19 protein-coding genes are annotated in these 17,598 nt (G+C 62.3%); 15 read left to right on the top strand and 4 right to left on the bottom strand.

Going from position 1 to position 17,598, the window contains the following annotated elements; translation table 11 throughout:
- Window positions 1-111 precede the first annotated feature (111 nt).
- Window positions 112-1,416 (bottom strand): M23 family metallopeptidase, encoded by a 1,305-nt coding sequence (locus CKW40_RS19540; protein WP_095201511.1) that lies wholly within the window; start codon window positions 1,414-1,416, stop codon window positions 112-114.
- Between the two features lie 307 nt (window positions 1,417-1,723).
- Here CKW40_RS19540 and CKW40_RS19535 point away from each other — a divergent pair, with 307 nt between their 5' ends.
- Both CKW40_RS19535 and CKW40_RS19530 read left to right on the top strand, forming a co-directional pair.
- Window positions 1,724-2,719 carry a sterol desaturase family protein gene (locus CKW40_RS19535; RefSeq protein WP_095201695.1) on the top strand — a complete coding sequence of 332 codons (996 nt, stop codon included), beginning with the start codon at window positions 1,724-1,726 and terminating at the stop codon, window positions 2,717-2,719.
- Window positions 2,716-3,858: a GNAT family N-acetyltransferase gene (locus CKW40_RS19530; RefSeq protein WP_095201510.1), complete on the top strand. Its 1,143-nt coding sequence runs from the start codon at window positions 2,716-2,718 to the stop codon at window positions 3,856-3,858. The genes CKW40_RS19535 and CKW40_RS19530 overlap by 4 nt, the downstream gene beginning before the upstream one ends.
- 25 nt (window positions 3,859-3,883) lie before the next feature.
- On the opposite strand, the gene CKW40_RS19525 is transcribed toward CKW40_RS19530, so the two are convergent.
- Window positions 3,884-4,351, bottom strand: coding sequence for a peroxiredoxin (locus CKW40_RS19525; protein WP_095201509.1), 468 nt, complete (start codon window positions 4,349-4,351; stop codon window positions 3,884-3,886).
- 95 nt (window positions 4,352-4,446) lie between these two features.
- Here CKW40_RS19525 and CKW40_RS19520 point away from each other — a divergent pair, with 95 nt between their 5' ends.
- Window positions 4,447-7,827, top strand: a complete 3,381-nt coding sequence (locus CKW40_RS19520) for a YhdP family protein (protein ID WP_095201508.1) — start codon at window positions 4,447-4,449, stop codon at window positions 7,825-7,827.
- Window positions 7,828-7,927: 100 nt separating this feature from the next.
- Here the strand turns inward: CKW40_RS19520 and CKW40_RS43820 are convergent, their stop codons facing one another.
- Window positions 7,928-8,266, bottom strand: coding sequence for a hypothetical protein (locus tag CKW40_RS43820; RefSeq protein WP_179298022.1), 339 nt, complete (start codon window positions 8,264-8,266; stop codon window positions 7,928-7,930).
- 198 nt (window positions 8,267-8,464) lie between these two features.
- On the opposite strand from CKW40_RS43820, the gene CKW40_RS19510 reads away from it, so the two are divergent.
- The 10 genes from CKW40_RS19510 (at window position 8,465) to CKW40_RS19465 (ending at window position 14,697) form a co-directional block, all read left to right on the top strand.
- Window positions 8,465-9,901, top strand: coding sequence for a multicopper oxidase family protein (locus CKW40_RS19510; RefSeq protein ID WP_095201506.1), 1,437 nt, complete (start codon window positions 8,465-8,467; stop codon window positions 9,899-9,901).
- A 31-nt stretch (window positions 9,902-9,932) separates the two neighbouring features.
- Window positions 9,933-10,373 carry a DUF411 domain-containing protein gene (locus tag CKW40_RS19505; RefSeq protein WP_095201505.1) on the top strand — a complete coding sequence of 147 codons (441 nt, stop codon included), beginning with the start codon at window positions 9,933-9,935 and terminating at the stop codon, window positions 10,371-10,373.
- Window positions 10,374-10,406: 33 nt separating this feature from the next.
- Entirely contained in the window at window positions 10,407-10,847 is a 441-nt protein-coding gene (locus CKW40_RS19500) for a DUF411 domain-containing protein (RefSeq protein ID WP_095201504.1), read from the top strand.
- Window positions 10,848-10,852: 5 nt separating this feature from the next.
- Window positions 10,853-11,398 carry a TlpA disulfide reductase family protein gene (locus CKW40_RS19495; protein WP_095201503.1) on the top strand — a complete coding sequence of 182 codons (546 nt, stop codon included), beginning with the start codon at window positions 10,853-10,855 and terminating at the stop codon, window positions 11,396-11,398.
- 1 nt (window position 11,399) lies between these two features.
- On the top strand, window positions 11,400-11,792 hold the full coding sequence (locus CKW40_RS44635) for a hypothetical protein (RefSeq protein WP_244571218.1): 393 nt from the start codon (window positions 11,400-11,402) through the stop codon (window positions 11,790-11,792).
- A 23-nt stretch (window positions 11,793-11,815) separates the two neighbouring features.
- Window positions 11,816-12,277: a copper chaperone PCu(A)C gene (locus CKW40_RS19485; RefSeq protein ID WP_095201502.1), complete on the top strand. Its 462-nt coding sequence runs from the start codon at window positions 11,816-11,818 to the stop codon at window positions 12,275-12,277.
- 22 nt (window positions 12,278-12,299) lie between these two features.
- Window positions 12,300-13,085 carry a DsbA family protein gene (locus CKW40_RS19480; protein WP_095201501.1) on the top strand — a complete coding sequence of 262 codons (786 nt, stop codon included), beginning with the start codon at window positions 12,300-12,302 and terminating at the stop codon, window positions 13,083-13,085.
- Entirely contained in the window at window positions 13,082-13,639 is a 558-nt protein-coding gene (locus tag CKW40_RS19475; protein WP_095201500.1) for a hypothetical protein, read from the top strand. Before CKW40_RS19480 ends, CKW40_RS19475 begins: the two co-directional genes overlap by 4 nt.
- A 271-nt stretch (window positions 13,640-13,910) precedes the next feature.
- Window positions 13,911-14,144 (top strand): GDCCVxC domain-containing (seleno)protein, encoded by a 234-nt coding sequence (locus tag CKW40_RS44630; RefSeq protein ID WP_095201499.1) that lies wholly within the window; start codon window positions 13,911-13,913, stop codon window positions 14,142-14,144.
- Between the two features lie 130 nt (window positions 14,145-14,274).
- A complete protein-coding gene (locus CKW40_RS19465) occupies window positions 14,275-14,697 on the top strand; it encodes a hypothetical protein (RefSeq protein ID WP_095201498.1) in 423 nt (140 codons plus the stop codon).
- Between the two features lie 191 nt (window positions 14,698-14,888).
- On the opposite strand, the gene tyrS is transcribed toward CKW40_RS19465, so the two are convergent.
- Window positions 14,889-16,142, bottom strand: coding sequence for a tyrosine--tRNA ligase (tyrS, locus tag CKW40_RS19460; protein WP_095201497.1), 1,254 nt, complete (start codon window positions 16,140-16,142; stop codon window positions 14,889-14,891).
- Between the two features lie 369 nt (window positions 16,143-16,511).
- Here tyrS and CKW40_RS19455 point away from each other — a divergent pair, with 369 nt between their 5' ends.
- Together CKW40_RS19455 and CKW40_RS19450 are read left to right on the top strand one after the other, a co-directional pair.
- Window positions 16,512-17,246, top strand: a complete 735-nt coding sequence (locus CKW40_RS19455; protein ID WP_095201496.1) for a glycosyltransferase family 2 protein — start codon at window positions 16,512-16,514, stop codon at window positions 17,244-17,246.
- Window positions 17,239-17,571 (top strand): lipid-A-disaccharide synthase N-terminal domain-containing protein, encoded by a 333-nt coding sequence (locus CKW40_RS19450; RefSeq protein ID WP_010909058.1) that lies wholly within the window; start codon window positions 17,239-17,241, stop codon window positions 17,569-17,571. Before CKW40_RS19455 ends, CKW40_RS19450 begins: the two co-directional genes overlap by 8 nt.
- Window positions 17,572-17,598: the final 27 nt, after the last annotated feature.

The following is a 17,598-nucleotide window of genomic DNA, read 5'->3' as shown; positions in this document are numbered from 1 at the left end:
GACGGTCGCGGCCCGCGCGGACAGCGTTCACCCAGATCCGGATTGCTTGCAGAGCGGGGCAGACTTGGTTCGAGAGGGTATTGGAGCCGATCAGGTCAGGGCTGGCGCAGCTTAGAGGTATTGGGCGACCTTCTTGCCGACGGTGAGGAAGCGCAAGGGGTCGATCGCTTCGCCATTGTGGCGCACTTCATAATGCAGATGCGGGCCGGTCGATCGACCGCTGCTGCCAGTCTTGCCGATGACGGCGCCGGCGTCCAGCTTCTCGCCCACGGTCACGTCGATTTCACTGAGATGCCCGTAACGGGTCGCAAAGCCATTGCCGTGGTCGACCTCGACCATGCGGCCATAGCCGCCATTCCAGCCCGCCTTGGTGACGATGCCGGGCGCCGTGACCTTTGCGTCCATGCCGATCGGCGCCCTGAAATCCATGCCGGAATGCAGCGCTGCGGTGCCGAGGATAGGGTCGGTGCGCACGCCGAATGGGCTGGTGACGGAATGGCCGGGGGCGGGGTTGGCAAGCGGCAGCTGGCGCGCTTCCTTCTTGAGATGGTCGAGCGTGTCCAGCGCTTCGTCCAGCTCCTTGACCTTGCTGTCGAACATCATCGAACTGTTGAGCGGGATCAGCGGTCCGCCGACATCGCTCTCGTTCTTGCCGAAATCGCTGTCGACCGGCAAGCCGGCCGCTTGAAGTGCCTGGGTGATCGCGTCGGCGCTCTTGTAGGCATTGTCGGCGAGCGTATTGATGCGGCTGAGCTGCTCGCTCTCGATCGATTTCAGCGACTGGTTGATGGAGACGAACAGTTTGTCGGCACGATCGGCGGCTGAATCATTGGGCAGCGGATCCGAGCGGGTCGACCACAAGGAGAACGGCCTGGTGTCGGCGACGCCGAGGTCGCCGCTCAGGTCGGCCACTGCGTAGTTTTGCGCGGGCTTGGTGATGCTACCGGTCACCTCGGCATGCTTGTCAGGCTTGGCAGCGGCTGCCGGATCTTCGGCTGGCGCCGTTCCGACGTCGTTCTCGGCGCGCTCGAGCAGCGGGCCGAGACGGCCGTGACGCTGGCTGAGCTGCGTCTGGCGTTCAATCAGTTCGCTGACCTTGTTCTCCATCAATTGCTGGTCGAGCAACTGGCGGCTGGTGATGCGGTCGACCTGGGCGCGAAGTGCTGAAATACGGTCTTCGTAGGCCTGCTGCATGCGTGCCTGGCGCGCGGTGGTGGCGCCGATCAGGTCGTCGCGCAGCACGAGATAGGACGTGGCCAGGAGGTAGCCGATGGCAATGGCGGCGAGGGCTGAACCGATGAATGCCGCGAGCCAGGGCCGGATGGTGAAATGCCTGATCTCATTGCCGCGGGCGATGATGACCGTGTGGGGTTCCTTGCGCCTGCCGAAGACTGCGGACTGACCGGTTGCGTTCACGGGACCAAGCTTTCGTTTACGACACCACGACTGCTTGATTACACATTATTAGGGTTAACAAAGGCTTGCCGAACCGATTGCGCGGCGCTGAATGCACGCGGCGCGGGCGAGGGGTTGCATGAAAATGACCAAGGAAGCGTGCGCAACGCCACGAAATCATTGGCGATGAGCACCAATCTGCTGCCAGCAGAACGGCCTGTCGCCGTCGGATTAAGGTCTAGGTTTCCTTAACTGTCTTCGATTGCGTTTAATTGACGGTTTTCGATTAAAAGCATGCCGGGGTTTGGGATTCACTATGGCGGCAGGAATGCTGAGCGATCTGGTTGGCAAGATCCTCGACAAGTTGTCGGGCACCAGTCTGCTGGCGACCGGGCTTTTGCTGATGACTGCCCTTGTCAGCGCGCTCGTGGCCTATTGGCGCACAGTCGAGGAGAAGAGCTGGAAGGAGTTCTTCGAGTTCGTCGTCCCGCATGAGGTCATCACCCATCCGTCGGCGAAGGCCGACCTGATGTTCTGGGTCACGAAGAAGGCACTGATGCCCTTCCTGATGCTGCCCGCCGGTATCGTCTTCGTCACGGCGGTGGGCTACGGCACCAATTGGCTGTTTTCGACACTCTTCCAGTTCCAGCCGCCGCTGGTCGAGGGGCCGGCAGGGCCGGTGACGGTGCTGATCTTCACCCTCACCATGCTGCTCGCCTACGACATTTCCTATTATCTCTATCACGTCGCCCAGCATCGCTATCCCGTGCTTTGGGAGCTGCACAAGGTGCATCACTCCGCCGAGGTGATGGTCGGGATCACCAAGGACCGGGTCCATCCGCTCGACGAGCTGATGAATCGCGCCTGGGATGGCGTCATCGTCGGCGTCTGCTTCGGCATCTGGTCGCTGATTTCGCTGAACCTTGTCGAACTGACCGTCTTTGGCGTTAACGTCTACGTCATGCGCAACATCCTGATGATGGATTTCGTCAGGCACACGCACTTCAAGATCTCGTTCGGTCCGCTCAACAATGTGGTCCTGTGTCCTCATTGGCACCAGCTGCATCACAGCACCGATCCACGCCACTACGACAAGAATTTCGGCCTGCTCTTCTCGTTCTGGGACCGGCTCTTCGGAACTTTGTGCGTGCCGAAGCCCGACGAGGACTTCAAGTTCGGGCTGGTCGACCGCGATGTGCGCGACTACCAGTCGCTCGCCGGCCTCTACGTCATGCCGCTGAAGCGGATGTGGGGGCATATTGCCAGGCGCATCCGGTCAGGAAAGCGAAGGACCTCACGATCCTCGGAAGGGACACGGCCATGAACGCTCCCTTCGTGCTCGCCATCCCGCGCACACGCAGCTTCGAAGTCGTCACATCGGCGGACCGCCTGACCGAGATCGCACCGGCCTGGACCGCGCTCTGGCAGCGGGCCGGCGGGCTTGTCTTCCAGCACCCGGATTGGATCGCGGCCTGGTGGCGCACCACCCCGCATCAGGAGCGGCGCACGCTCAGGATCGGGCTTGCCTGGAACGGCGACCGGCTCGATGGCGTGATAGCGCTCGCTACTTTCAAGCGCTCCGGCATCCGCATACTCGAATGGGCGGCGAAGGATCACAGTGACTATGGCGACGCGCTGTTTACCCCCGACAGCGACCCGCAGGCGATCGCCCGCCTCTGGCAGCATGTTTTTGACCAGGGCGGCTTTGACCTGATCTATCTCAACCGTCTGCTGCCGGATGCCAGTGTTCGTGGCCTGCTGGACCCGGCCTCGCGCCATGACAAGGCGCTTCGGCCCAACCACCGCAGTGAAATCAGCTACCGTGTCGCGGGTCCCTGGCAGAGTGGGGCGGAATGGTTCGAGACGCTGTCCAAGAAAGCCCGGCAGAACTACCGTCGTGGCCGCAAGTTCATGGAGGAAGGCGGTGCATTGCGTTTCCGCCTGCTGGATGCGAACGAGCCGCGCGAACCGGTGCTTGCGCGGGTCGCGGTGCTGAAGCGCCTCTGGCTCGCCCGGCATGGTCGCGTTTCGGATCTGTTCGACAAGGGCTCGCCCGTTCTCGCCGCGCTAATTTCCGTGCTGGCCGAACTCGGCCTGTTGCGTATCTTCGTGTTGGAGCTTGACGACACGATCGTCGCCGTCTCGATCAATTTCGAGCAGCACGGCACGATGATGGCTTTCGTCACCACCTATGATCCCGAATATGAGCGCGCCTCGCCGGGCATGGTGCTGATGATGGACTATATCCAGTGGTCGCTCGACCGTGGCCTTGCCAAGGTTGATTTTCTCTGCGGCGGCGAGGATTTCAAGCGGCGCTTCGCCACGCAATCAGTCAAGCTGTCGTCGATGATCGGCGCGCGTGGCCTGCGCGGCCACCTCGCCGCGCTGGCCGATCATGTAAGCCATGTTTCGAAAACCTCGTGGGCGCGGCGGTCGCCGAAAGCGGAAACACCCGACGAGTAGGAAGGCTCGTCTGATCTTCGCGAAATCAAAGCGCGCGAACGGCCTCCAACACCTCTTCGGCATGGCCCTTGACCCGGACCTTGCGCCAAATCCTGGCGATCCGGCCGTCACGGCCGATCAGGAACGTCGCGCGCTCGACGCCCATGTATTTGCGGCCATACATCGATTTCTCGACCCACAGGTGATAGGCCTCGATGACCTTGCGCTCCTCGTCGGCGGCGAGGTCGATGGTGAGATTGTACTTTGATTTGAACTTGTCGTGCTTCTTGACGTTGTCGGGTGACAGACCGATCACGACGGCGCCTGCCTTCTCGAATTCGGGTTTCAGCTGCGAAAAACTGATTGCCTCTTGCGTACAGCTCGTCGTGTCGTCCTGCGGATAGAAATAGAGGACGACGGGTTTACCGGACGAGGCCGAAAGGCTTAGAGACCCGCCACCATCTCGCGGCAGGTCGAATTGCGGCGCAAGATCGCCCACGTCGAGGTCAGCCATATCGATGCCCTTGTTTGAGGTTACGCGCGAAGCCACACCGATATAGTGTCGACCGGGGATTCGTCCACGAGCGAGTTTGTACAACGGAAGATTGCGTGGATCTGGAGCAACCGCAGCACGAAAAGATCAGGTTCAGGCGTGACGAGATCACCGACCTGGGAGCCTTGCCGTCCGCGTGCCGCGTCCCACCGCTCGGTCAGGCGTCGATCGGCCGCGGCTTCCGCATCCTCTCGCGCGTGTTCGCCGGCGTGGTCGCGTTCATCCTGCTGGCCGCGACGGCCGTCTATCTCATCGGCCTTTCCGGCATCGGGTCAGACCGGCTGCGCATCGAGGCGGAAACCGCCATCGAGAAACTCGCCGGCGTCGATGTCCGTGTCGCGGTCGGCCCGGCGCGCATCACGCTCGACAGTTCGAGCTTCGTCGCGCTCCAGGTGAGCGATGTCAGTCTGGAAACCAGCGACGGCAAGCCCATGGCCGATGCCGGTCGTGTGCGCTTCGGCGTCCGTCTGATACCACTGCTGTGGGGGGAGGTGCGGCTGACCAGCGCCAGGATCTCGGATGCTCACATCATGGTGGCGGCGATGCCGTCCGGCGGCGACTGGACAGCGCAATTGCGCAATGAGGACGGCCTCGTCGATCCGGAGAAACTGTCCGAGGTAGTGTTCGGCAACATCCATCGTGCGCTAGACGCCGTGCGAGAAGATTCCATGCGCCGGATCGATCTCAGCAATGTCGAGTTCGTGCTGCCCGAAACCGGGGCCGTCAAACGGATCAAGATCGCCGACGCCAGCGTCGTACAGTCGGGGCCGGGCGGCATGGCGTTTTCCTCCGAGGCGGATGTCGATGGCAGAAAGGTCACCCTTGCCGCTTCCGCGACTCGCGATATCGCGGCGCACCGCGTGACGGCGCTGAATGCAAGCGTCGACCTGGCGGCTGCCGAGGAAACCGCGGCCGGCGCCGGGAAGCTGGGTGCGGTCGCATTGAAGCTGACGGGATCGGAAGGAGCCGGCACCACGGCGTCACGGCTGACGGCCGCCCTGTCGTCGACGGGTTCCGTGCTTGATCTTGGCACGCGCGGCTTGCTGCCGGCCGACGTTGATGTCGATGCGACGCTTGTCGACGGCAGCAACAAGATCCAGGTGGACAAGCTGCTTCTGAAAATCGGTCGGTCTTCTTTCGATTTCGCCGGCTCGATCGGACCCAAGCCCTCGACCGGCGCTGCCGGCGATGAGCCTGCTTATCGTTATGACCTGACCAGCGACGGTTCGACCCTGGCGCCGTCGGAATCGCCTGAGCCCGCGCTGACTTTCCTCGCCCGCATTGCCGGCGTCTATCAGACCAAAAGCCATAAATTGGTGGCCGAGCAGATCGCGGTTCGGTCCGCCGCTTCCGGCGAGGTGCTTGGCACCGCGGCCGTGCAGTTCGTTGACGGCAAGGCTCCCGGGATCAATCTGGCGCTCAACGTCCATCACATGCCGGTCTCGCACGTCAAGCAACTGTGGCCGTGGTTCTCGGCCCGCAACGCTCGGCTCTGGGTGCTGAACAACCTGTTCGGCGGCCGCGTCGTCGACGCCAACCTCCAATTCCAGGTCGTACCGGATCGCCTCGGCAACGGCGTGCCGCTTTCGGCCGACGAGGTGTTCGGCCGCTTCCAGATCGAAGGGTCGCGTTTTGACACGGCCGGCCGCATTCCGCCGATACGCGACGCCGTCGGCGTCGTCGCCTTCCACGGCAATGACGTCGATGTTTCGCTCTCCTCGGGCACCGTGTTCATGCCCAGCGGCCGCACCGTGGCGGCCAGCAACGGCACACTGAGCGTCAAGGCGGCTAACCACCCGCCGGTCATCGGCGCACTCGACATCGACGTCGAGGGGGAGGCGCCGGCTGTCGCAGAACTCGCCTCCTACGAACCGATCAATGCCATGCGCCATGTCGGCTTCCTGCCGGATGACCTGTCCGGCAACGTTACCGGCCATGTCCGGGCTGACATTCCCTTGCAGTCCGGCGTCGACACCTCGAAACTCGACTGGCTGGTGTCGCTCGACTACACCGGCCTGTCGCTGGCCAAGCCATTCGATGGGCAGACCGTGACCGATGCCGACGGCTCGATCACGGTCGATCCCGAAAAGGCTGTGATCTCCGCCAAGGCATCGCTGAACGGCATTCCTGCCGAACTCGATATTGTCGAGCCGCTGGCGGATGACGGGCCGGCGCGCAGCCGCAAGGTGGCGCTGGTGCTCGACGACAAGATCCGCGCCGCCGCCATGCCCGGCCTGACGCCGCTGCTCGGCGGAACGGTGAAGGTCGCGATCGACAAGAGCGGCAGCGGCAACCAGAACGTCTCGGCCGACCTGACCAATGCCAGGCTGGACATTCCATGGGCCGGCTGGAGCAAGGGGGCAGGGGTTCCAGCCAGCGTCACCTTCGTCATGACCAAGGCCGGAGACACCACGACACTGTCCGATTTCAACCTCGACGGCAAAACCTTCTCCATCGAGGGCAGCATCGTGCTGGTCAACAGCGCCCTGTCGTCGGCCAAGTTTAGCAAAGTCACCCTGAACCGGGGCGACGATGTCGCGATTTCGGTGAAGCGATCGGGCAAGGGCTATGCGGTCGACATCTCCGGCAACGCACTCGACGCCCGTTCGCTTATCAAGCAGTTCACGTCCGATGTCGACACCGCGACCAAGACGACCGGAACAGACAACATTTCGGTCAGCGCCGACGTCGAGCAGCTCACCGGTTTCCACGATGAGCAACTGTCCAATTTGAAGCTTGACTATAGTGCCGCCGGTTCAAGGGTGAACGGGCTAAAGGTCAGCGCCACGGCAAGTTCCGGCGCCGCCATCGCCATCAGCAACACCACCGGTGACGGCCGGCGCTCGCTCAACGTGCAGTCCGCGGACGCCGGCGCGATATTGAGGTTTCTGAACGTCTACGAGCATATGGAAGGCGGCTCGATCACGCTGGCGCTGACCGGGGCCGGCGACGGGCCGATGAAGGGCAAGGTCGACACCAGCAATTTCTTCATCGTCAACGAACCAAAACTCGCCTCCATCGTCTCGACCACGCCGGCCGGCGACAACCGCAGCCTCAACCAGGCGGTCAAGGGCAATCTCGACACGTCGCGGGTGAAGTTCGAGCGCGGCTATGCCGAGATCGAGAAAGGCAGCGGCTATCTGAAGCTGGCCAATGGCGTGCTGCGCGGCCCGCGCATCGGCACGACGTTCCAGGGCATCCTCTACGATCAGAACAACAATATGGACATGACCGGCACCTTCATGCCGGTCTACGGCCTCAACCGCATCTTCGGCGAACTGCCGATCGTCGGCGCGCTTCTCGGCAACGGCCGCGACCGCGGCCTGATCGGTGTCACCTACCGGCTGAGGGGCAATGCCAACAAGCCGGTGCTCGACATCAACCCGCTGTCGGTGATCGCACCGGGCATATTCAGGTCGATCTTCGAGTATCGATGAAGCCTGCCGTGTGCCGCCATAACCCGCGCCAGGTTCCAGCCTTGATGTCGCAGCATCGGCCAATCACGGGCTTGGGACTTGCAAAAGCCATGCTTTGCCGTCAGCCTGAGCGGGCTATGGCTCGGCTTTCGCCAAAACATCTTTTGGTCATGCTGCTCGCGGTCTTCCTGGCCGCGGGGTTCAGCCTGTCCGCCGCCCAGGCCAGCATCATGTCAGTCCGCATGGCGGGCGCAATGATGATGCCAGCCGATACGGGCATGGGCAAAATGGCCGAGACACCCATGAAGGGCGATTGCAACGCCTGCCTTAAGGACACGAGCGACAAAGGCGGCCCGATGCAGTGTCCGCCGATCTGCATAGCGCCGGCGCTTGCCGTGCTGCCGCAGGATTTCAGGGTAACGCCGGTTCCTTCGATGCAGCAGCCATCGGCCTTGGCCACCCCGTTCCTTCACGGGCGAAGTTCTCTGCCCGATCCTTACCCTCCCAGACCCAGCGCCTGACGCCGTTTCAGCCGAATCACGGCTGATTCCCGGCGCCTGATCGCCCGCGCGCGCATCGTTGCGCCGTGGGCGCGCATGCCAATCCAGGTCGATGCCGGCATGCCCGCCATCGATCGAGATCGCAAAGGGTCAGAAGGGTGAACTCCGATTTCAAATACCACATTTCGCGCCGAGACCTTCTCGTCGCGGGGGCGGGGCTTGCCGTGTCCGCTTCGCTGCCTCCCGCACGCGCCTCCACCGTCGACGAACGCTCAATCAAGATCGCGCCGGGCCAAACGCGGCTCGGCGGCAGTGACCGTCCATCAACTGCTGTCTGGGCCTACAACAGCGCCGTTCCCGGTCCGAAGCTGCGCCTGCGGCAAGGGCGGTCGGTCCGTATCACCGTCGAGAACGGGTTGGACGAAGACACGACCGTCCACTGGCACGGCATCCGCCTGCCGAACGCCATGGACGGCGTTCCAGGCCTGACCCAGCCACCCATCAAACCGGGCGAGACATTCGTCTACGAATTCACGCCGCCCGATGCCGGGACCTTCTGGTATCACCCCCACACGGACAGCCTGGTGCAGCTCGGCCGCGGGCTCGCTGGACCGCTCATTGTCGACGAAGCGGAGCCCGTCCTCGTCGATCGTGATCTTTTATGGCTGCTGCAGGACTGGCGGCTCGCCGCCGACGGGCAGATCGCCGGCGGCTTCGGCGGCGCGATGGATGCGTCGATGTCCGGCCGTGTCGGCAATGCCGTCACCATCAATGGTAGGGCTCCAGCCGACCTCGGCGTGAGGACCGGCGAGCGTGTCAGGCTGCGGCTCGTCAATGCCGCGCTTGCCCGCATGATGGCACTGCGCTTTGAAGGTCATCGGCCGATCGTCGTCGCCATCGACGGCCAGCCCTGCGACCCGCACGAGCCGGAGAACGGCCGTCTGCTGCTGGCGCCGGCGATGCGCATCGACATCGCGCTCGACATGCAGGGCGATCCCGGCAGTCGGCATGCCGTGATCGACGATTTCTATGGCGGGCTTGCCTATACGCTGACCAACCTTGCCTATGACAAGGTGTCTCCGCTGCGTGCGCATCCACTCGATGCGTCTGTCGGCCTGCCGCGAAATCCGTTGCCCGAGCCGGACCTGGCGAACGCCATGCACCATGAGATCGTGCTGCAGGGCGGCATGATGGGCGGCGGCAAGCTCGCCGGCGTCGGCGGCATGCCGGGCATGGGGATGCCCGGCATGAACGGTGGTGCCGCCTGGGCGATCAACGGCATGTCGATGACCGGCGACGGTCATGCCGGCATGGCGCCACAGTTCACGCTCGAGCGGGGCGCCTCTTGCCACCTCACCATGCGCAACGAAACCGCCTGGTGGCATCCCATGCATGTCCACGGCTTCAGCCTGTCGGTGCTGTCGCGCAACGGCGCGCCGGTGCCGCACCGGCAGTGGCAGGACACGGTGCTGATGGCCCCCAAGGATGTGATCGAATGCGCTTTTGTCGCCGACAATCCGGGCGACTGGATGCTGCACTGCCATGTCGCCGACCACCAGATGGCCGGTCTGATGACCGTGTTCCGTGTGAAATGAATCCAAACCGCTCACTCAAAGGAGAACTGCAATGAAGCTGACCTATCGCCTCGCCGCCCTTGCCCTGTTGATCTCAACCCCAATGCCCGCATTCGCGGCGACGATCGACGCCGTGATGTATAAGAACCCGAGCTGCAGCTGCTGCGAGACGTACGCAGCCTATCTCGAACGGAACGGCTTCAAGGTCGACATCAAGCCGACCAACGATCTGTCTCAGGTGAGTGCCAGACTTGGCGTTCCGGCCGATCTCGAAGGCTGCCATTCCGTCGTTGTCGGTGGCTACGTGGTCGACGGCTTTGTACCGGTCGACGTGGTCAAGAAGATGCTCGTCGAGCACCCCGCCATTACCGGCATCGCGATGGCCGGCATGCCGATGGGGTCGCCGGGGATGCGCGGCCAGAAAACCGAGAGTTGGAAGATTTACGCCTTCACCAGGGATGGCAAGGCGCCGACCGTCTACGCGACGGAATAACGATCCGAATTTCTGCAACCAGAGGAGATTTCAATGAAGCTGACCTACCGCCTCGCTGCTCTTGCCGCACTGATCGCAACACCGCTGCCTGCATTCGCGGCGACTATCAGTGCGGTGATGTACAAGAACCCACAATGCAGCTGCTGTGAATCCTATGCCAACTACCTGGAGCACAACGGCTTCAAGGTCGACATCAAGCCGGTCAACAACCTTTCGCAGATCAGCAGCGATGCCGGCGTGCCGGCTGACCTCGAAGGCTGCCATACGCTGATGGTAGACGGCTATGTCGTCGACGGCCTAGTGCCGGTCGAGATCGTCAAAAAGCTGCTCACGGAACGTCCCGCCATATCAGGCATTACGCTGGCCGGCATGCCGGCGGGCGCGCCCGGCATGGGTGGCGAAAAAAGCGAGACCTGGACGATCTACGCCTTCACCAAGGACGGCAAGGCGCCGACCGTCTACGCCACGGAGTAGGCACCGTGAACAAAAGCAAACGGGCCATCGCCCTGATCGGCTTGCTGCTGGCGATTCCGCTGCCCACCAGGGCGGCGGAGGCGCCGCAGAATCTCGCCGTTCTGGAAGCGCCTGCAGCAGTGCCGGTGGTCAGCTTCATGGATGCCGCCGGCCAGCCGAAAACGCTCGCCGACTATTCCGGCAAGGTGGTGTTGCTCAACATCTGGGCGACATGGTGCGCGCCTTGCCGCAAGGAGATGCCGACGCTCGACCGGCTGCAGGCCAAGCTCGGTGGGCCGGACTTCGAGGTCGTCGCGCTGTCCATGGACCGGAAAGGCCCGGACGCCGTGAAGAAATTCTATGCCGATATCGGCATTACACACCTTGCCCTGAACATCGACACTTCGGCCAAGGCCATCTTCACGCTCGGTGCGGTGGGCCTGCCGACGACCCTGTTGATCAATCGTGGCGGCAAGGAAATCGGCCGGCTGATCGGCCCGGCCGAATGGGATGCACCCGACATGGTCGACTTCATCCGCGGCCGTATCGCCGCCAAAAGAGAAAGGAAATGACATGAGCACCACTGAACTGACCCAGGCCAGCGAGACTTCGTCGCGCCGCGACTTCCTCCCGGAGATTCGCCCCTATCTCCGCGGTCGGCGTGGCCTGATCGCGGCCGGCGCGGTCATCGTTGCCGCCGGCCTTGCCTTCAACTGGTCATGGCTGGTCGCCGCCGGCGTCGCGCCGGTGCTGCTCAGCCTGCTGCCCTGCCTTGCTATGTGCGCGCTTGGCCTGTGCATGAACCGGATGGTGGGCGGATCGTCCGCCAGGCAGCAACCAGCAACCGATCTCGGAATTCCGACTGACGACGGGCCGACGGCCACAAGGCTGGCGGCCTCTAACTTGGTAGGACCGATCAGCGCGGGCGATGCACGCTGCTGCCAAAGTGTTCGATCTGATCGCTGATCGTTGGACGAAGGAGTGAAACGGTGAGGACCATCTACGCAACTGTCATGCTGGCCCTTGGTCTGCTGAACGTCGGCAATGCCGTCGCCGCGTCGAACCAGATCGTCGTCGAAAAGGCTTGGGCGCGGGCAACACCCAATATGGCGGTCACCGGCGGAGGCTATCTTACGGTGACAAATCGCGGCCCCGGTGAAGATCGTCTGCTGAACGTGACGAGCCCAGTCGCCGAGAAAATTCAGTTTCACGCCATGGCCGTCGATGATGGCGTGGCGAAGATGACCCGGCTTTTGGCTATCGAGTTACATCCCGGCGTCCCGGTCATCTTCAAGCCTGGCGGCATCCACATGATGCTGCTTGGGCTGAAGCACCAACTCAAGGAGGGTGAGACCGTGCCGCTCACCCTGACATTCGAGAAAGCCGACGCGATCGAAGTGGATGCCCAGGTGTTGGGGATCGGTGCGACGGCGCAACCTGGCGGACAATGAGCCCTTACAAGGAGAAACACCTATGATTACCAGACAAGCGCATCGGTGTGGCTGGCTGGCTCGCACGCTCCTGCTTGCCGGCCTGACTGGATGGCTTCTGCTCAATCCAAGCTTTCAGGGCGCCCTTGGGACGGCGTTCGCGGCCGGCGAAATGTCTCAGGACCAGCTCGACCAGAGGATACACGACTACATACTGGCACATCCGGAAGTTCTCGTGCAGGCCCTGCAAAGCCTGGACGAGCGCCAGCGCGAAGCAGAGGCAGCCCAGGCGAAGCAGGTGCTCAAGGCGCGCGCCGACGACATCTTCCGCGACAAGCAGAGCCCTATCGGCGGCAACGCTGACGGCAATGTCACGCTGGTCGAATTCTTCGACTACAATTGCCCCTATTGCCGGGTGATGGCGCCGATCATGGATCAGGCCGTCGCTGGCGATCCCCAGCTCAAAATCGTCTACAAGGAGTTCCCCATACTCGGCCCGGACTCCCTGTTCGCGGCCAAGGCAGCGCTAGCGGCCGAACGCCAGGGCAAATATCAGGAATTCCACAAGGCGCTTTATGCGTCCCGAACAAGAGTGACAGAAGCGGTCGTGCTTAGGATCGCTGGTGAGGCTGGGCTCGATGTCGAGCGGATGAAGAGCGATATGCAGCAGCCCGACATCCAGGCATTGATCGATCGCAACACGGAGCTGGCACAGGCGCTGAAGATCACGGGAACGCCAGGCTTCGTCGTTGGCGATCAGATTTTTCCGGGTGCGACCGATCTTGAGACGATGAAGAAGTTGATCAGGCAAGCAAGGGCCGGCAAATGACCAACACCCCTAACCGGCGCACCATTGTTCTTGGCGTGTTTGGCGTCGCTACGGCTGCGGGCTTTCTAACGCAACCCGATTTGGCAATCGCCGCCGACGATCCGGAATTGGCCAAGCGGTTCAAGGATCTCAGCCAGAACGGCAACAGCACCTGCTCGGCCAAATTCACGGAGTCGATCGCGACCATGCCGGCGGTGTCGCGGATCACGGGCTCATGTTGCAGCCCGATGGAAATGAAACGCTATGTCGAGCAGGTGAGGGGGCTCGCCAAGTATCGCGCCATCCCGATGATCCCCGGCGATCCGTACGACATAGCGGCGGCGACAGCGCAGCGGATGATGCCCTACTACGATCTGAAGCTCACCGGCGACGAGCAGAAGGCCTATGACTACGCGATGGCCAATTCCGAGGAGAAAGGCCCCTGCTGCTGTCCATGCTGGCGCTGGAAGGTGTATGGCGGACTGGCGAAATACCTGCTCCACGAGCACGGTTTCACCGGCGAGCAAATCGTCGACGTGTGGAACCTTTCCGATGGCTGCGGCGGGGGGATGTAAGATTGCCGGAGGCATGACCGTCAATCGGAATCACGGTCGCTTTGACAAGGGTTGACAGCGACCTAACTCACCACGCAATTGCCAGTCGGCACCAGCGAAGTCGCGCTTTAGCCGGCCTTGGAGGATGATGGCCATGATGGGGGGGCAGGTAGCATGTGGATGATGGGCGGTATGGCCCTCATCTGGGTCCTGGTGTTGGTCGCCCTTCTGCTCGCGATCGCGGCGCTCGTCAAATATCTGCGAACCTGACCGGATTGGCAGGGTGCAGGTGATGACGCAGCTCACATCCACCCTTACCTGTCCGCATTGCGGATTTCGGGCTTGTGAAACTATGCCGCGCGACGCCTGCCAGTTCTTCTACGAGTGCAAGGGGTGCGGGACGCTGCTTCGGCCAAAGGCGGGGGATTGTTGCGTTTTCTGCTCCTTTGGAGATGTGCCGTGCCCACCGGTCCAGGAGGTGCGGGGACGGCTCGCATCCCGTGGCGACGGAGATTGTCGCGGCTGACGACGTCCTCCGGCGAAGTTAGCGCGACGCCGGCCTTACGCTTGCGGAATCCTCTGCAGTTTATCTGCGGTAGTGCTAATATATGATGGTCATGCACTTTCGTGCGTGACCATCATCTAGGGAGGATGCGATGAAAACCATGAATCGCAGGTCTGCAATAGCTCTCGGTGTGACTGCCGCCGCGGTATCGCCTTTGTTCACCCTGGCAGCATCTGCAAAGACCAAGAAGTACGGCCCGAAGGATGGCAAGGAGATTGCGCCCGGTGTTAGAGTGGTTGAGGTCGGCACCGGCAATTCCGACATTCCCGCCTATAAGAGCATCTCGATTGTCGATGTGGTCTTTCAGCCCGGAGCACACGCGCCTCAAACCGTGATGGACAACGACATGGTATGCACCATTACTTCCGGCGCATTCACCATCAAGAAAGCGGACAAGGAATTCAAGCTCAAGGTGGGTGACGTATACACCTGCTCCAAGGGCAAGACCGATGAGGCGACGAATACAAGCAAGGAGGTCGGGGTGCATCGCATCGCCATGCTGATACCTGCCTAGAGCAATTCCAGGAAAAGTGTGAAACGGTTTTCCGTCCGGAATTGCGTCAACGCTCTAGGAATCCCCCGGCCGGATGATCGGTCGCGTCACATCCGGCCGCCGCCTTCAAGTAAGTACGCTCCGGTGGTTCGCGAACCCCCGGGAGCTGTCGCGATTGCGAATGATCCGAATGCCGCACTCCTGACAAATGATCAAGCCGGCCGCACCAGGACGTGTTTTTTCTTGCCCAGTGAAAGCTTTACAACGTTTTCCGGACTCACATCCTGAAGCGTGACCATGCGGCGGTCGTCGCTGACCGACTGGTCGTTGATGCGAACCGCGCCGCCCTGGATGTGCCGCCGCGCCTCGCCATTGGAGGACGCCAAACCAGCCGTGACCAGCAGCGACAGGATGCCGACGCCGGCTTCGAGTGCGGCCTTGTCAGCCCCGACGGTCGGCAACGTGTCGGCGAGCGCCCCTTCCTCGAAGGTCTTGCGCGCGGTTTCCTCGGCCTGGTTTGCCGCGTCGCGGCCGTGAACGATCGCCGTCGTTTCCGTGGCCAGGATCTTCTTGGCCTCATTGATTTCGGAGCCGCCAAGGGCAGCAAGGCGCGCGATCTCATCTAGGGGCAGGCGGGTGAATATCTTCAGGAAGCGCTCGACATCGGCGTCCTCGGTGTTTCGCCAGTACTGCCAGAAATCATAGGGCGAGAAGAGGTCGCCGTTGAGCCAGACCGCACCTTTCGCCGACTTGCCCATCTTGGCGCCGGATGATGTCGTGAGCAGCGGCGTGGTCAGGGCGTAAAGCTGCGGCGTGCCCATGCGGTGGCCGAGATCGACGCCATTGATGATGTTGCCCCACTGGTCCGACCCGCCCATCTGCAGGCGGCAGTTCTGGCGCCGCGCGAGCTCGACGAAATCGTAGCCCTGCAGGATCATGTAGTTGAATTCGAGGAACGACAGCGACTGCTCGCGGTCGAGGCGCAACTTGACGCTGTCGAAGGTCAGCATGCGGTTGACGGAGAAATGCCGGCCGACGTCGCGCAGGAACTCGACATAGTTGAGCTTCATCAGCCAGTCGGCGTTGTTGACCATGATGGCGTCGCTCGGGCCGTCGCCGAACCGCAGGATGCGGCCGAAGATGCGCTTGATGCCTTCGATGTTGGTGGCGATCGCTTCGGGCGTCAAAAGGCTGCGCTGGTCGTCGCGGAAGGACGGGTCGCCGATCATCGACGTGCCGCCGCCCATCAGCGCGATCGGCCGGTGTCCGGTTTCCTGCAGCCAGTAAAGCATGGTCGCGGAGATCAAATTGCCGATATGCAGGCTGGTGGCGGTGGCGTCATAGCCGACATAGGCGGTGACCGTTTCCTTGGCGAAAAGCTGGTCGAGGCCGGTCTCATCCGAAATCTGGTGGATGAAGCCGCGCTCGCTCATCGTGCGCAGGAAATCGGATTTGAAGGCAGGCATATTTTGTTTCCCGAAAGCGTCCAGCCGGTCTGATGCGGCCTATATGAAGGCGCGCGTTTAGCATCCAAGCGCGATCAGCAAAAGTGGAATCCGGTTTTGCGGCAGATCGCGCTTCAATCAGGAACTCGCGATCAGCAAAAGTGGAATCCGATTTTGCGTCAGATTGGCTATGCGCCAAAGGATCACGAGATGTCCTGACGATCACCCGTTGTTGAAACGGTGCGACGAGCGGTCCGGCACGAATGCTTGCTTCATCGTTTCGGCTGGCGTAATGAGGCGCCGCGCCAAAGGTTCTTGCAGCCCACGACCTCGAGCGGCACCGCACGGCATCCAATAATGCCATATTCGACGACAGAGCCCCGACGCGACATGCCGGACGCATTGATATCCATCGTCATTCCTTGCAGGAACGAGGCGGCAAACCTGCCGCTCTTGATCGACGAGATCGAGGCGGCGATGGCCGGGCGCGACTTCGAACTGATCATCGTCAATGACGGCTCGACCGACGAGACAGCCGCCGTGCTGACCGAGCAGGCGGCACTTCGCACCTTTCCGGTGCGCGAATTGCGGCATCGGAAATCCGCCGGCCAGAGCCTTTCGGTGCGTTCAGGCGCCTGGGCGGCGCGCGGCGGCATCGTGGCCACGATCGACGGCGACGGGCAGAACGATCCGCAATATATTCCCGTGCTGGTCGACGCCTTGCGGCAGGCCGGCCCCGATTTCGGCGCCGCCCAGGGGCAGCGCCTCAAGCGCCGCGACAGCAAGGTCAAGCAGCTGGCGTCGCGCTTCGCCAACTGGCTGAGAAACGCCATCCTGCATGACGAGACGCGCGACACCGGCTGCGGCCTGAAGGCGGTCCACACCGATATCCTGCGCAAACTGCCGTTTTTCGACGGCACCCACCGCTTCGTCCCGGCCCTGGTCATCCAGGAAGGCTATCGCGTCGTGCATTGCGACGTCGTCGACCGCTCGCGCCGCCACGGCAAGTCGAATTACGGCATTTTCGACCGCGGCCTGCAGGGCGCGCTCGATCTCGGTGGTGTCTGGTGGCTGCGCCGCAGGCGGCGCAGAATGCCAAAAGTAGAGGAAATCAAGCGTGTTTAACGTGCTTCAGGAACTGGGGACCTGGCTTCACCAGGTTTTCATCAAGCAATTCGATGCGTGGATCCTGCTCGGCTTCGTTGCGCAGTTCTTCTTCACCATGCGCTTTGTCGTGCAGTGGCTGGCCTCGGAAAAGGCCAAGCGCAGCGTCGTGCCGGTAGCCTTCTGGTTCTTCTCGCTGTTCGGCGGCGGCCTGCTTCTGATCTACGCCATCCAGCGCCAGGATCCGGTGTTTATAGCCGGCCAGGCCATGGGCATGTTCATCTACATCAGAAATCTCTGGCTGATCGCCAATGAGCGCAAGGCGGCGATGACCAAGGTCGATTGAACGCCCCGTCACTTCCGAGAAAATGGT

Origin of the sequence: Mesorhizobium carmichaelinearum (assembly GCF_900199455.1) — a bacterium.
Taxonomy (GTDB): Bacteria; Pseudomonadota; Alphaproteobacteria; order Rhizobiales; family Rhizobiaceae; genus Mesorhizobium; species Mesorhizobium carmichaelinearum.
Note: the sequence above shows the minus strand (reverse complement) of the source record. Positions and strands in the feature narration are given on the sequence as shown.